Source organism: Streptomyces sp. NBC_00483, assembly GCF_036013745.1.
Lineage (GTDB): Bacteria > Actinomycetota > Actinomycetes > Streptomycetales > Streptomycetaceae > Streptomyces.
The window spans coordinates 893,958-908,293 of record NZ_CP107880.1 but is presented as its reverse complement, the minus strand read 5'-3'; the positions used below and the strand labels follow the sequence as shown (position 1 = coordinate 908,293).

The 14,336-nt window shown below is 70.1% G+C and carries 16 protein-coding genes; 6 read left to right on the top strand and 10 right to left on the bottom strand.

The features are described from left to right. Positions 1-4: 4 nt before the first annotated feature. The 4 genes from OHA73_RS03915 to OHA73_RS03900 form a co-directional block, all read right to left on the bottom strand. A complete protein-coding gene (locus tag OHA73_RS03915; protein WP_404073213.1) occupies positions 5-526 on the bottom strand; it encodes a hypothetical protein in 522 nt (173 codons plus the stop codon). 146 nt (positions 527-672) lie between these two features. Continuing rightward, the gene (locus tag OHA73_RS03910) at positions 673-1,209 is read right to left on the bottom strand and encodes a sigma-70 family RNA polymerase sigma factor (RefSeq protein WP_266717358.1); all 537 of its coding nucleotides are present in this window, start codon (positions 1,207-1,209) and stop codon (positions 673-675) included. A 138-nt stretch (positions 1,210-1,347) separates the two neighbouring features. Beyond that, the gene (locus tag OHA73_RS03905) at positions 1,348-2,769 is read right to left on the bottom strand and encodes an amino acid permease (protein WP_266717360.1); all 1,422 of its coding nucleotides are present in this window, start codon (positions 2,767-2,769) and stop codon (positions 1,348-1,350) included. Between the two features lie 109 nt (positions 2,770-2,878). Next, positions 2,879-3,340: a universal stress protein gene (locus OHA73_RS03900; protein ID WP_266717362.1), complete on the bottom strand. Its 462-nt coding sequence runs from the start codon at positions 3,338-3,340 to the stop codon at positions 2,879-2,881. Between the two features lie 99 nt (positions 3,341-3,439). Here OHA73_RS03900 and OHA73_RS03895 point away from each other — a divergent pair, with 99 nt between their 5' ends. After that, a complete protein-coding gene (locus OHA73_RS03895) occupies positions 3,440-4,264 on the top strand; it encodes a polysaccharide deacetylase family protein (protein ID WP_327654175.1) in 825 nt (274 codons plus the stop codon). Positions 4,265-4,271: 7 nt separating this feature from the next. On the opposite strand, the gene OHA73_RS03890 is transcribed toward OHA73_RS03895, so the two are convergent. The 5 genes from OHA73_RS03890 to OHA73_RS03870 form a co-directional block, all read right to left on the bottom strand. Then, complete coding sequence (locus OHA73_RS03890; protein ID WP_266717366.1) at positions 4,272-4,931, bottom strand: class F sortase; 660 nt, start codon at positions 4,929-4,931, stop codon at positions 4,272-4,274. Between the two features lie 19 nt (positions 4,932-4,950). Beyond that, positions 4,951-5,457 (bottom strand): hypothetical protein, encoded by a 507-nt coding sequence (locus OHA73_RS03885; protein WP_327654174.1) that lies wholly within the window; start codon positions 5,455-5,457, stop codon positions 4,951-4,953. Positions 5,458-5,598: 141 nt separating this feature from the next. Then, on the bottom strand, positions 5,599-5,853 hold the full coding sequence (locus OHA73_RS03880) for a hypothetical protein (protein ID WP_266717370.1): 255 nt from the start codon (positions 5,851-5,853) through the stop codon (positions 5,599-5,601). 46 nt (positions 5,854-5,899) lie between these two features. Beyond that, entirely contained in the window at positions 5,900-6,661 is a 762-nt protein-coding gene (locus OHA73_RS03875; protein WP_267072133.1) for a bestrophin-like domain, read from the bottom strand. 27 nt (positions 6,662-6,688) lie between these two features. Further along, positions 6,689-7,264, bottom strand: coding sequence for a hypothetical protein (locus tag OHA73_RS03870; RefSeq protein WP_327654173.1), 576 nt, complete (start codon positions 7,262-7,264; stop codon positions 6,689-6,691). Positions 7,265-7,516: 252 nt separating this feature from the next. Here OHA73_RS03870 and OHA73_RS03865 point away from each other — a divergent pair, with 252 nt between their 5' ends. The 4 genes from OHA73_RS03865 (at position 7,517) to OHA73_RS03850 (ending at position 12,539) form a co-directional block, all read left to right on the top strand. Then, positions 7,517-8,476 (top strand): SCO0930 family lipoprotein, encoded by a 960-nt coding sequence (locus OHA73_RS03865; protein WP_267072134.1) that lies wholly within the window; start codon positions 7,517-7,519, stop codon positions 8,474-8,476. 295 nt (positions 8,477-8,771) lie between these two features. Further along, entirely contained in the window at positions 8,772-9,587 is an 816-nt protein-coding gene (locus OHA73_RS03860; RefSeq protein WP_266717378.1) for an SAM-dependent methyltransferase, read from the top strand. A gap of 137 nt (positions 9,588-9,724) precedes the next feature. Then, entirely contained in the window at positions 9,725-11,824 is a 2,100-nt protein-coding gene (locus tag OHA73_RS03855; protein ID WP_327658402.1) for a putative bifunctional diguanylate cyclase/phosphodiesterase, read from the top strand. A 7-nt stretch (positions 11,825-11,831) separates the two neighbouring features. After that, the gene (locus OHA73_RS03850; RefSeq protein ID WP_327654172.1) at positions 11,832-12,539 is read left to right on the top strand and encodes a VOC family protein; all 708 of its coding nucleotides are present in this window, start codon (positions 11,832-11,834) and stop codon (positions 12,537-12,539) included. Positions 12,540-12,640: 101 nt separating this feature from the next. Here the strand turns inward: OHA73_RS03850 and OHA73_RS03845 are convergent, their stop codons facing one another. Then, complete coding sequence (locus OHA73_RS03845) at positions 12,641-13,531, bottom strand: LysR family transcriptional regulator (protein ID WP_266717382.1); 891 nt, start codon at positions 13,529-13,531, stop codon at positions 12,641-12,643. 97 nt (positions 13,532-13,628) lie between these two features. On the opposite strand from OHA73_RS03845, the gene OHA73_RS03840 reads away from it, so the two are divergent. Beyond that, positions 13,629-14,336 carry a succinate dehydrogenase gene (locus tag OHA73_RS03840; RefSeq protein ID WP_327654171.1) on the top strand — a complete coding sequence of 236 codons (708 nt, stop codon included), beginning with the start codon at positions 13,629-13,631 and terminating at the stop codon, positions 14,334-14,336.

The following is a 14,336-nucleotide window of genomic DNA, read 5'->3' as shown; positions in this document are numbered from 1 at the left end:
GGGGCTAGAACAGCGAGATCGCCAAGTGGCCGAGCGGTAACCCGAGTTGCCACGCCGGAGTCCACACCTGCGGCCCGTCCTCCTCGTCCGGCACTGGCACCGCGTCCAGGTCGGGGGCGAGCAGCTCGGTCTCCTCCAGCCATCTCCACGCCGCCTCGGCGAGCAGCAGGTCGGGCGAGGGCCGCCGCGCGAGCGCGTCCTGGTCGAGCCGCTCCGTGAAGCGGTCACGCACCCATGACTGCCACGGCTGGTCGTACGCCGTGAGCGACAGCCAGTTCTCCAGCTGGGACACGACGCGGATCCCGGACAGTTCGTCGCCCGCGTCGGACAGGAAGATCGTCAGCGCGAGCGCGTCCCGCCCCGCCTTGAACTCGAAGGACGTGGGGGGCATCAGGTCGCCCGTCCGCAACAACTCGTCCGCGATGTACTCCGCGTACAACCACGCCATGGGGACGACGAGTCCGCCGCCCGGTCCACCCTCGGCGCCGGACATGCCGTCCGTGCCCTCATCGCTCCCGTACCGCATCGCCTTCCTGCCTTCCTCCGGTCCGCGTGCTGCTCCGGCCCCCGGACCACCCGTCTCAACTCACCGGGGAGGACAGCGGATTACTCAATCGAGGAAAGGGGGTGCGGAGCAAGGCGCTTTACCGATGCTTGACCCGGCCCTCGGTTTCATCGCAGGTCGGATGCATAACCCGGAAGTACACGCCGCAACGCCCGCAACGCGTAATACGCACGGGACTTCACGGTACCGGTGGGGATGCCGAGTGCGCGTGCGGCTTCCGCCACACTGGCGCCCTTGAAGTAGACCTCGAGCAGTACGGCACGGTGTTCGGGGGAGAGGGTCGCCACGGCCTCCCGCACGTCGAGCGCGGCCGCCGAACGCTCCGCGTGGTCCGCGCACACGCGGGCGTTCTCCAGGACGGCGTCGCCCACCTCGGCGGGCCGGGAGAGCCGGGCCCTGCGGGCGTCGATGGCGAGCCGCCGCCCGACCGTGAACAGCCAGGGCCGCACCGACTCGTAGCGCGGGTCGAGGGCCTCCGGATGCTGCCAGGCGCGTACGTACGTCTCCTGCACCAGGTCCTCCGCGCGCTGGGCGTCACCGTCGCACAGGCGCAGCAGGAACGAGAACAGCGGACCGCCGTGCTCCCGCTGGACCTGGGCGAGGTCCTCCTCCGTCGTCGTGGGTGTCGTGAGCGCCGTCGTCATGGGCGTATGGCAACGCAGCACGCCCCGCGCGCCCAGGGGACGCGCGGGGATGTGCGGCGGGCGGGGCGAAGCCCTCGACGAGCGGTGCGGCGAGCGGGACGGGCGGAGCCCCGGCGGGCCAGTGCGGAATCAGCCGAATCAGTCGGATGTACGGGCCAATTCGGACTTCCGGTAGGAGTAGCCGAAGTAGATGACCAGACCGATCAGGAACCACACGGCGAACCGCACCCACGTCTGCCACTGCAGGAACGTGATCAGCCAGATCGAGAAGATGATGCCCAAGACGGGCACGAACGGCATGGCGGGCGTACGGAAGGAGCGCGGCAGCTCCGGCTGGCGGTAGCGCAGCACGATCACCGCGACGCAGACCACGACGAACGCCAACAGGATGCCGATGTTGGTGAGTTCGGCCGCCTCGCCGATCGGCAGGAACCCGGCGATGAGCGCCGAGGCGACGCCGACGATCCACGTCACACGGGTCGGCACGTGCCGCGTCGGGTGGGTCTTCGCGAACCACTTCGGCAGCAGGCCGTCGCGCGACATGGCGAACCACACGCGCGTGACGCCCATCATGAACGTGAACATCACGGTGAGGATGCCGATGATCGCGCCCACCGCGATCACGTCCGCGAGGCCGCTCAGGCCCACCGACTTGAACGCGGTCGAGAACCCGCTCTCCGGGTCGATGTCCTTGTAGTTCTGCATACCGGTCAGGACGAGGCAGGCGAGCACGTACAGGATCATCGAGATGATGAGCGAGTAGATGATCGCCTTCGGCATGTGGCGCTGCGCGTCCTTCGACTCCTCGGCCGCCGTCGACATGGCGTCGTAGCCGAAGACCGCGAAGAAGACCGTGGCCGCGCCCGTGAACGCGCCGCTGACGCCGAACGGGAAGAACGGCGTGTAGTTGTCCGAGTTGATGTGGAAGACGCCGACGCCGATGACGAGCAGCACGACGAGGACCTTGAGGATGACCACGAAGGTCTCGAAGCGGGCCGCGTTCTTCATGCCCATGTTCAGCAGCCACGCGATGAGCAGACACAGCGCCGCGGCGAACAGGTCGACCTTGTGGCCGCCGCCGGTGCCCGGCGCGCCCAGCATCCAGCTGGGCAGGTCGACACCCATCTCGCCCAGCAGGAAGCTGAAGTAGCCGGAGATACCGATGGCGACGACCGCGACGATCGCCGTGTACTCCAGGAGCAGGTCCCAGCCGATGAACCAGCCGACGATCTCGCCGAGCACGGCGTAGCCGTACGTGTACGCGGACCCGGCCTTCGGAATCATCCCGGCGAACTCGGCGTACGAGAGGGCCGCGGCCGCGCTCGCGACACCCGCGATGAGGAACGAGATGAGGACCGCGGGCCCCGCCGTACCGTTCGCGACGGTGCCGGCGAGGGTGAAGATGCCCGCGCCGATGATGCCGCCGACGCCGATCGCGGTGAGCTGCCACAGGCCGAGGGAGCGGGTGAGCTTTCCGCCGGACTCCGTGTCCTCGATCTGCTCGATGGGCTTACGGCGCAGTACGCCCTGCCCTCTCGAGATCTTCGGGGGGACGGTCATGGGGACCTCACCTCTTCGCTGCTGCGACGACGGCTGACGGCCGATCATGATGCCGCTGCGGCGGCAGGTACGGAAGACAGCAGCGCCGTTGGCGCACCCACGGAAATTTTTAGGGGACGACCGTGACCGGCCAGCGGCCCGCCTTCACCAGGCGTACGGCGACCGAGCCGACGATGCGGTGTCCCGCCTGTTCCGATGCACCGACCACCACCGCGTCCGCCTTCAACTCGTCGGCGGCCGTGACCAGGCCGTTGAACGGGTCGCCGCGGAAGGTGTGGAACTCCCAGCGCACGTCGTATATGCCCTTGACCCGCTCCGTGGCCTCGCGGATGTAGGCGATGAGCCCCTCCGCGATCTCGTCGGTCGTCTCGGCGACGGGCACCCCGAGCGCGGCCCCGCTCGTCATCACGGGTTGCACGTAGACCACGGCGAGCAGCGCGTGCTGCCTGCGGGCCAGGCCCCCTGCGTAGGCCGCCGCGCGGAACGAGGAATCGGATCCGTCGACACCGACGACGATCACTTTCGGTCCGTCGGTGCCACGTTCGAACTGATGTGGTTGATCTTCGGTCACGCGGCAGAGGTTAACCGAGAAGCCGCCGATCAGGTGCTTTCCCGCGTCCCATCCGGTGGTTCCGTGCGCGGCGCCCGCGTGCCGTGTCACGCATTAATCATGACAAAGCATCAGGACACCACGGGACGGCGCGCGTTGCTGCGCGGCGTCACCGCCGTCGGCCTGGCCGCGCTCACCGGCTGCGCGGGACCCGACCGGCAGGGCGCCGCCCCGGACCCGGCGGGCGGGGCCGCCCGACCCGTACGCGAGCCGTCCATGTACCGGCTGCGCCCGATCGCCGGACCGGGCGGTCCGCGGCGCGCGGCCCTGAAGGTGCGCAAGGCGCCCATCCTGAGCCTCGGCACCGATCCCGGCGACCGCGCCATGGCGCTCACCTTCGACGACGGCCCCGACCCCGCGTACACCCCCGAGATCCTGCGGATCCTGCGCGAGCACGACGTGCGCGCGACGTTCCTCGTGTGCGGGGACCGGGCGCGGGAGAGCCCCGACCTGCTGCGCAGGATGGCCGACGAAGGACATGTCATCGGCAACCACACCTGGACGCACCCCTTGCTCCTGAAGCTGGACAGGACGCGGATCCGCGCCGAGATCGAGCGCACCTGCGAGCTCATCGAGCGGACCATCGGCGAGCCTCCGCTCTGGTTCCGGGCGCCCTACGGTGCGTGGAACCGGAACGTCTTCGAGCTGGGGACCGAACTCGGCATGGAGCCCCTGGCCTGGACCGTGGACTCGCTCGACTGGGACAACCCCGGCGCCCCGACGGTGATCTCCCGGGTCGTGAACCGGGCGGCCCCCGGCGTGATCGTCCTCAACCACGACGCGGGAGGCGACCGCTCCCAGACACTCACCGCCGTACGCAGCTATCTGCCGCGCCTGCTAGACGCCGGGTACCGGATGACGGTTCCGCGCCCGTACGGCGTGTGATGTGAGGTCAGCGCGTCGACACCAGGCGCGCGAACGCCACGACATTCCCCTCGTAACCGTCGCGCTTCGAAAAGTGGCCGCCGCACGTGATGAGCCGCAGCTCCGGTGTGCTGTGCGAGCGATAGACCTTGCGGCCCGGAAAACGGGACTTCGCGAACACCTCGACCCCGTAGACCCGGAAGACGGCCGTCCTGCCGTCCTTGCGGCGGATCTCCACGTGGTGGCCCTCGCGCAGCGAGCCCAGGCCGTAGAAGACGGCGGGGCCGCGTGCGTTGTCGACGTGGCCGACGACGACCGCGGTGCCCCGCTCGCCTGGCGCCGCGGCGCCCGAGAACCAGCCCGCCAGATTGGCTTCTTTTGGCGGCGGCGCGTCGATCCAGCCCTCCGCGTCCAGGCCGACCTCCGTCACGGGTGCGTCGACCCGGATCGCCGGGATCCGGACCCGGTCGACCGGCGAGAAGGACAGCGGGCGGGCGGCCTTCGCCTGCGCCGGCTCAGGCGCGCGCCGTTCGTCGGCTGCCGCAGATGCGGGCTGCGGCGGGCCCGAGTCGAACTCCCCGGACCCGCTGCGGACGAGTGCGAGCCCGGTGAGCAGCACCAGCGCGAGCACACCCCACGGGGCGCGCCTTCTGGGCCGTTCCTCGTCCGCGAAGCGCCAGTTCGACATGGGGAGGCGGCGGGGCGGGTCAGGCGCTCTTGTCGCCGGTGCGGCGGCGCGCCACGACGTACGCGGTGCCGAGCGCGCCCGCGATCAGCGCGCCACCGAGGGCGACCTCTTGCAGGTCGAGCCCACCGGCGCTGCCACCGATACCGGCCTTGACGCCCTGGGGGACGGGGCTGGGGGAGGAGTCGGGGCGGCCGGTGGCGATGGTGAGGTCGACCCTGCGGGGCTGGCCGCCGTCGCAGGTGAACGTCACGGTGTAGGCGGCGCCCTGCTTCGCGTCCCAGTCGACGGGAACGGTGCGGGGGCCCTCGCCGGGGCCGATCTTGGCGGTGTCGAAGATCCCGGCCGACACTTCGGTGTCCCCCTTGCACCCGCTGGCCGACAGGGTCACCTTGCCGCCCGCGGCGATCGTGGTGGGGGAGATGCTCGGCCGGAACGAGTCGGAGTCCTCGGCGTGCGCCGTCGGCGCGGTCAGGGTCAGTGCGGTGAGCGAGAGAGCGGCGGCGGATGCGGCGCGTATCGCGTGCATGGGGTTCCTCCGGGGTCCACGAGGAGCGGCAGCGGACCGTTTCCGCGCGCAGGGGACAGGCACCTCGATGCCGGAAACGCTAGGGACACCCCCGTACGGCCGCGATCGGTGTCGTACGAACGGGGCACACATGTGGGCCGGTCAGGTGTCTTCCCGGCCGTGCTGATGCTCGATCGGACCGCCGGCGTGCCAGACGTGCGGGTCCGCGCCACGCCACTCCACGAGGTGCGGATCGTCCAGCGTCACGTCCGACTCGCCGAACCCGGCGCGACGCAGCAGCTCGGTCAGGTCCGTATCGCTGTGCGCCAGGCCGAGCGCCTGTCCGCGGACGGAGACATGCCGTCCACCCGCCGGTGCGGGCGGGTGGACGACGATCGGTGCGTGCCATCGGGTCATGCACCACAGCGTGCGGCGCGCAGGGGCGAACCGCAGCAGGAAACGGTCAGTTCGCGCCGGGGAACAGCATCAGGAACGGTTCCGCCGTGGCCGCGACGCCCCGGCTGTACGGCGCGTCGAGGTCCCAGATCAGGAAGAGCAGGAACGCGATCAGGGACGAGAAGAGCCCGGCGAGGACCAGCTCGCGCTTGGTGCGCCTGATCTGCAGCGCGAAGATCATGCCGATGGTGACCAGGGCGCCGACGATCAGACCGAACCAGACGACGCCCGGCATCGTGGCGCTTGTCGAGTCCGAGCGGGCTCCGCGCGCCTCGTCGGCGGCCGTCACCTGGTCGAGCAGCGGCTGGTAGGCCTGCGCCTGGAAGTCGTTCTTCGGCTCGAAGTCCGTGACGTCCTCGCGCACCTTCTGCAACAGCGCGTCGCCCTTGGCGGTCAGCTCGCCCTTGTTGCGCATCGAGTCCCATTCGGTGGTGACGACATGGCTGACATACCTGTCGACATCCGCGCGAATCTTGTCCCGCACGTCCGCCGGGTAGACCCGGACGCGTTCATTGACCTCGTGCAGCGCCTGCGCCTCGTTGCGTACGTGGTCCTCGGCGGCGCTGCGGCCCTCCCAGACGCCCGCGATGGCGAGGCCGAGGACGATCGCGTAGACCACGCCGATCATCATCGTCATGTACTCGATGACGTCGGGAGTCTCGGACGGGTCGTCGTCATCGCCGATCCTGCGCTGCTGCAGGACCTGGACGACGAGGACGACACCGCAGACCGCGAGCATCGCGAGGGCGAGAACAAGCCATTCCGACATCGACAGCTCCACAAATGTTCAACAAGTTCAGCGGGGGCGCAGCGCGGCGACGGCGAGCACCGCGGGCGCTGTGATGAGCAGGGTGAGCGTGACCAGGGACGGGCCGCCGCGCGGTGGGGCGCGGTGGGCGGTGGGGCGGTAGGCCGGGTAGTGCACCGGCTTCGGGCTGGGCGGCGGCTTCGTATGGGTCGGGGTCGGCTTCGGCTGTGGTTTCGGGGGCGGTTCGGGAGCCGGGGGCGGAGGTGGGGGAGGCGTCGGGGTCGGTGTTGGTGTCGGTGGAGGCGGAGGCGGCGGAGGTGTTGGCGGCGGAGGTGGAGGAGGTGGTGGGGGTGCCGGCTTGGGGGGCGGAGGCTTGGGGGCGGGCTTCTTCGGTGGGGGAGTGCTGGGGCCCGCGCGGCAGATGACGCCGCTGCCGGAGACCGCCACCGCGTCGCCCGACGAGCCGCCGTCGACGGAGGCGTACGCGCAAGCGTCGGCAGGGACGGCGAGCGGTGCGGCGATGGCGGCCGCGCTCGGCGCGCCGCACAGCCAGGCGGTGGCGAGCACCGCGATGACGCGGGTGACCAGGGCTGACCCGGAGCGCTTGGTTCGATGCACGACCATGATCCTGAGCAGCGGCGGGCCCCGGCACGCCGACACGGACCCGGAATGCCCCGATGGTGGGGCGCGGGAGCATTCGGGTTTGCAGGAGTGCGCGGGCCTGCTACGGAACCTGCGCCTTACGGGGCACTCCTCTGCCGCACCCGAAGAAATCTTCCCCCGCATTGAACACAGCCGTCACCGCCGCGCGTACCTAGGGCCATGTGCGACCCACCCGGGGCTCGCACAACACCCAAGCAATGTGCGGGAGTTGAGATGAAGACCTCCTGGCGGAGCGCCTCGCTCGTAGCGACAGCTGCGGCCCTGCTGGCGCTGACGACGGCGTGCGGTCAGGACCAGGGCGACCAGGCGGACACGGGCCAGAACGTGGGCAGCGCGGCCGATGCGCAAGGCGGCTACGGGTCCTCCGACGGTTACGGCTCGTCGGGCACCACCGACAAGAGCGCGGCCAAGGCCAAGTCCGCGGGACAGCTGGCCTCGTGGGACAGCGAGGAACTCGGCAAGGTGCTCACCGACAGCGACGGTATGACCCTGTACCGCTTCGACAAGGACACCGCCGAACCGCCCAAGTCGAACTGCGACGCGGCCTGCCTGAAGGCGTGGCCGGTCGTGCCGGCGAGCGGCGCCAAGGCCGCGCCCGGCGTCGACGCCTCACTGCTCGGCGAGGTCACCGCCGCCGACGGCACGAAGCAGCTGACGGTCGACGGCTGGCCCATGTACCACTACGCGATGGACAAGAAGGCCGGTGACGTCAAGGGCCAGGGAGTGGGCGGAACTTGGTGGGCCGCGGCCCCCGACGGCAAGAAGGCCAACAAGAAGGCCGAGCAGGAGGCCGGGGCCCAACCCGCCGACCTCGAGGGCCTCTCCACGCGCAACGACCCGAAGCTCGGTGAGGTCGTCGTCGACAAGAACGGGATGACGGTCTACCGCTTCCTCAAGGACTCGGCCTGGCCCATCAAGTCGAACTGCGTCGGCGCCTGCGCCGAGAAGTGGCCCGCACTCGCTCCGGTTGCGAAGAACGACACACAGAACATTCCACTGAAGGGCTACATGACCTTCACAAGGCCCGACGGAACCAAGCAGCAGACCTTGAACTGCTGGCCCGTCTACACCTTCTCGGGCGACAAAAAGCCAGGTGACACGAACGGTCAGGGCGTAGGAGGTACTTGGTACGCGGCCGCTCCGAATGGAAAGCCGGTAGGCGCTCCCAAGTAACAACCAGGAGGGTCAAGTGCGTTCGGTGAGTCGCTCACAGTAGAGTCGTCAACGGAATTGGCTCGTCGCCGGTCCGTTCCCCGCATGGCCAGGTCAGGCCGTGTGGAGGGAGCGGGCCGGTTCTTTTCGTCGAGGAAAGAGAAGGTTTCGGGATGGTTTCGGATCGTTGCCGATTGGCACGTGACGGAGGCAGTGACCGGGAACGGACGGTCAATTTCCGTTTTGACTCGCTCCATTGGCGGTGGATCAGTAGCCTCTGCTCGAACACCGGCACGCCTACGCCATGGAGACCTTGATGCAGCGTCCCGCCTGGGCCCCACGGGGCATCGACATCTCGGTGCCCAGTGTGTCCCGAATCTATGACTTCTACCTGGGCGGTTCGCACAACTTCGAGGTCGACCGGGAGGCCGCCCGCAAGGCCATGGAGTTCCTGCCGGGGCTGCCCAAGATCATGCAGGCGAACCGGGCGTTCATGCGCCGGGCCGTGCGGTACGCCGCCGAGCAGGGCATCACACAGTTCCTCGACATCGGCTCCGGCATCCCGACGTTCGGCAATGTGCACGAGGTGGCCCAGCAGGCGAGCCCCGGAGCGAGCGTGGTGTACGTCGACCACGACCCGGTCGCCGTCGCGCACAGCAAGGCGGTCCTCGAGGACGTCCCGCACACCGGAGTCGTCACGGCGGACCTTCGCAAGCCGCGGGAGATCCTGGAGAGCCCCGAAGTCGCCGAACTCCTCGACCTGGAACGGCCGGTGGCCCTGCTCCTCGTCGCCGTACTGCACTTCATCGAGGAGGCCGACGACCCGTACGCGGCGGTGGCCGAACTCAGTGAGGCGCTCGCACCCGGCAGCCTGCTCATTGTGACGCATGCCTCCAATGAGGGCATGCCCATAGAGACGGAGCGGGCGGACGGGATGGTCGACGTCTATCGAAACGATGTCCGCAATCCGCTGATCATGCGGAACCGCGACGAGATCAAACGGTTCTTCAAGGGGTACGAGGTGGTCGCACCGGGCATCGTGGCGATGCCGGTGTGGCGGCCCGACACCGCCCCGGAGGACGAGGACCCGTACACGTACGCGGGCTATGTGGGAGTGGGGCGCAAGGCGTGACTGCTGCATCCTCCCGGGGCACGAACCCCGGACCTCAGGCCGGAAAAGCCGGCCGGGCGGGCAAGTCGGCACGGACCGACGACGGCATCGGTGGTGATGCGTCGGGCGGGACCGAAGACAGAGCCCGCGAGTTCGCCATGATCTGGAGCCGGGCGATCTTCCCGGTCACGGCGACCTCGCTGACCCGGCACGAGTTCGAGACGGAACTCGTGCCGCTCGTACGCCGGTTGCGCACCGTGCTCGCCGCGCAGGCCCTGGACAGCGCGGAGGCACAGGCCGTCGGCGCGGCCCTGGTCGACGCCCACTGCACCGACCCCGAGGCGCTCACCCAGTCCCTCGACGTGGTGGAGACCCATCTCGTCCGGCACTGCGGCGAACAGGAGCCCTCCGCGGAGCGCGCGGAGGAACTGCGCTCCCGCTGCGCCCGCATCCAGCACGCGATGGCCGCCGGGTTCGCGGGCGCGCTGCGGGAGCGCACCCGCAGCGAACAGGAGGCCATATCGCGCGCCGCGCTCGACGCCCGCAGCGCCGTCGCCGAGGCCCTGCACGCGAGCGAGGCCAAGTTCCGCGCGGTGTTCCACGGCGCCGCGATCGGCATCGGGATCGCCGACCTCGATGGCACCATCCTCGAGGTCAACGAGACGATGGTGCGGATGTTCGGCGGCAGCAGGCAGCAGCTGCTCAAGCGCAAGGCCCACCAGCTGACCCACCCCGAGGACGCCCCGCACATCTGGCGCATGTACCACGAGCTGGTGCAGGGGGACCGCGAGCACTACCGGGTGGAGAAGGCCTACTCGCGTCCGGACGGCACCGCCCTGTGGACGAACCTGACGGTCTCGCTGCTGCGCGACGCGGACGGCGCCCCCCAGTACCAGCTGGCGCTCATGGAGGACGTGACCGAGCGCCGGCTGCTGAACCTGCGGCTGCGCTACGAAGCCACCCATGACGCGCTCACCGGGCTCCCCAACCGCACCCTGTTCTTCGAGCGCCTGGAGAAGGTGCTCAGCGCGGGCAACGGCATGCGCTTCGGCCTCTGCTACCTCGACCTCGACGGCTTCAAGACAATCAACGACAGCCTCGGCCACGCGGCGGGCGACCGGCTCCTCGTCGAGGTCGCGGACCGCCTCCAGGCCTGCGCCACCGCGCCCGGCGAGATGGTCGCGCGGCTCGGCGGCGACGAGTTCGTGGCGCTGACCACCGGCAAGGACACCCAGGCCGAGGTCGACGAGCTGGCAGGACGCATCATGCACGCCCTGGCCACGCCCATCCGCATCGACGGCCGCGAGCTGACCGTGCGCGGTTCGGTCGGCATCGTCGAGGGCCCGGCCGCCGAGCGCAGCCCCGCCGAGGTGCTGCGCAGTGCCGACATCACGATGTACCGGGCCAAGTCCGCGGGCGGCAACCGCTACGAGCTGGCCGACCCCGAGGCCGACGCCCGGGCGATCACGCGGCACGGTCTGACGACGGCGCTGCCCGCCGCCCTGGACCGCGGCGAGTTCTTCATCGAGTACCAGCCCCTGGTGCACCTCGGCGACGGCAGCGTGCGCGGTGCCGAGGCCCTGGTCCGCTGGCTGCACCCGCAGCACGGCGTGCTCGGCCCCGACCGCTTCATCCCGCTCGCCGAGCACACAGGGCTGATCGTGCCGCTCGGCCGCTGGGTCCTCGAGGAATCGGTCCGGCAGGCGCGGATCTGGCAGGACCGGTACGAGGAGGCGGGCCCGTTCCGCATCAACGTCAACCTGTCCCCGATGCAGCTGACCCACCCCGGCCTGGTGACGGACACCGTCGACATCCTGGAGCGCTTCGGCCTCGAACCGGACGCGCTCTGCCTCGAGGTCACGGAGTCGGCGCTTATCGGCGCCGACGACGACCTCCTGAAGCCCCTCAGACGGCTCTCCGAAATGGGCGTCGACATCGCCCTCGACGACTTCGGCACCGGCTACTCGAATCTGGCCAACCTGCGCCGCCTGCCCGTGAACGTCCTGAAGCTGGACCGCTCCTTCACGCAGGGAATGCAGCAGTTCCCCGCGGACCCCGTCGACCTGAAGATCGTCGAGGGCATCGTCTCGCTCGCACACAGCCTCGACCTCTCGGTCACCGTCGAGGGCGTGGAGACCGGGGCGCAGGCCGAACAGCTCAGGCACCTCAACTGCGACACCGCACAGGGCTGGTACTACGCCCGCCCCGGCCCCCCGGACCGCCTCCACGAACTGGCCCTCGCCGACGCGACGGGGTGAGCGCCGGATGATCCGCTGGGCGTATCTGTTCCTCGACCGGCCGTACGCCACTCTGGACGCGGCCTGCGCGTTCTGGTCGCGGGCGACCGGGACGCGGACCTCCGAACTCCGGGGTGAACAAGGGCAGTTCGCCACGCTGCTGCCCGACGCCACCGACGCCTGCGTGAAGGTTCAGGGCGTGGTGGACGGGCCGGGCGGCGCCCACCTCGACCTGCTGGTGGACGACGTGGTGGCCACGGGGGAGCGGGCCCGCCGGCTCGGCGCGAGCCTGCTGCACGCGGAACCCGGCCTGGAAGTGCTGCGCTCACCGGCCGGGCACCGGTTCTGCGTGGACACCTGGCGCGGCGAGCACACGGTCCCACCGCCCACCACCGAGCCCCGCAGCCGCCTCGACCAGCTGTGCCTGGACACGGCGCCGGGCGCGTACGACGCGGAGGTCGACTTCTGGTCGGCGCTCACCGAATGGCCCGAAGTCCCCTGCGAGAGCCCGGAGTTCCGCCTCCTGAAGGCGACGCCGATCCAACTCCTGCTCCAACGCCTCGACACCGACGACGCGCCGTCCGCCCACGCGGACCTTGCCTGCGCCAACCGCAAGGAGGCCGTCGCCCGGCACACGTCACTGGGCGCGACACCCCTCCAGGAGGGCCGCGCCTGGACGGTCCTGCGGGACCCGTCGGGCGGAACGTACTGCCTCACGGACCGGGACCCAATTTAAGCCCCGCTCTTGGACGAGAGGCCGCGGGGTGCGGGGCCCGGGGCAGAGCCCCGCGACCGCGCCACCGGGTGACCGCAAACAAGAGGGGTGACCGCAACCCGTCACTCCCGCCCCTCGAAGAGCATCCGCTGAAGCTCACGCGCAGCCCGCGGCGGCGCCACATCCGACCGATGCGCCAGCGCAATCGTGCGGCTGAGCCCCGGCTTGGCCAACGGAGTGACCCGCAGATCCGCCCCGGCCCGGTGCGCCACCATCCACGGCACCACCGCCACCCCGAGCCCGGCCCGTACGAACCCGAGGACCGCGTCCATCTCGCCGCCCTCCACCGCGAAGTCCGGCTCGAACCCCTCGCCCCGGCACGCGGCGACGGTCAGCTCCCGCAGGTCGTACCCGTGCCGGAACATGACGAGCCGCTCGCCCTCCAGGTCGGAGATCCGTACGGACTTCCGGCCCCGTCCCGGCGCGGGCGCGTCCTGGGACGACACCACCACCAGCTCCTCGCGCAGCAGCTCCACCGTCGTCAGGGCGGGCGCGGGCGCCGGCAGCGGGAGGACGACGAGCGCGAGGTCGAGGGCGCCGCGCGCGAGCTCTCGTACGAGGTCGTGGGAGCCGCCCTCCTCGATCAGCAGCTGAATCCCCGGGTACCGGTCGTGGAAGGACCGCAGCACGTCCGGCAGCAGGCCCGTGCACAGCGAAGGCGTCGCGCCCAGCCGCACCCGGCCCCGCTTGAGCTGCGCCAGCTCCTGCACCTCGTGCCGCGCCGTGTCCGCGTCGGCGAGGATCCTGCGGGCGAGCGGCAGCAGCGCCTCCCCGGCATCGGTCAGCGAGATGTTCCCGCGGGCCCGCAGGAAGAGATCGACCCCCAGCTCCCGCTCGAGCGCCCGGATCTGCTGGGACAGCGACGGCTGGGCGACATGCACCAGCTCGGCGGCGCGCGTGAAGTGCCGGGTCTCCGCGACCGCGACGAAGTACTGGAGCTGCTGGAACTGCATACCGGCCAGCTTAGTTCCCTCGATAGCGAATGCCTATCGAAATGAGGCGGACCATGTCTTGGACCGATCGGGCCCTTGGGCTCTAGCGTCTTGACCCATGGCTCTGGCAACGAGGACGGACCGACGGCCGTCCATGGCACGCACTGTCTGGGACAGCTCCGTCGGGAAGAAGACCGTGATGGCGGTGAGCGGCCTCGTCATGCTGCTCTACCTGGTCGCCCACATGATCGGAAACCTCAAGATCTTCTTCGGTCCTCCGGAGATCAACCACTACGCCCACTGGCTGCGGACCATGGGCGAGCCGGTCCTCCACTACGAGTGGGGCCTGTGGATCGTCCGGGTGGTGCTGGTCGTCGCCGTCGTCGCGCACGCCACGTCCGCGTACCAGCTGAGCCGGCGCGGCATCAAGGCGCGCCCCAGCAAGTACGTGCACAAGAAGCCGCGTTCGGACTACGCCACGCGCACCATGCGCTGGGGCGGCATCATCCTCGCCCTGTTCATCGTCTGGCACATCCTCGACCTGACGACCGGCACGGTGCACCCCGGCGGCTACGAGCACCTGCGCCCGTACCAGAACATCATCGACACGTTCTCGACCTGGTACAGCAACGTCATCTACATCGTCGCGATGCTCGCCCTCGGCCTCCACGTCCAGCACGGGTTCTGGAGCGCCGCACAGACCCTCGGCGTCGGCAGCCGCACCCGCGACCGCGTTCTGAAGACCGTCGGCAACGTACTCGCCGTAGTGCTCACGCTCGGCTTCATCGCCGTGCCCGTGGGCGTCATGACCGGATTGGTGAGCTGA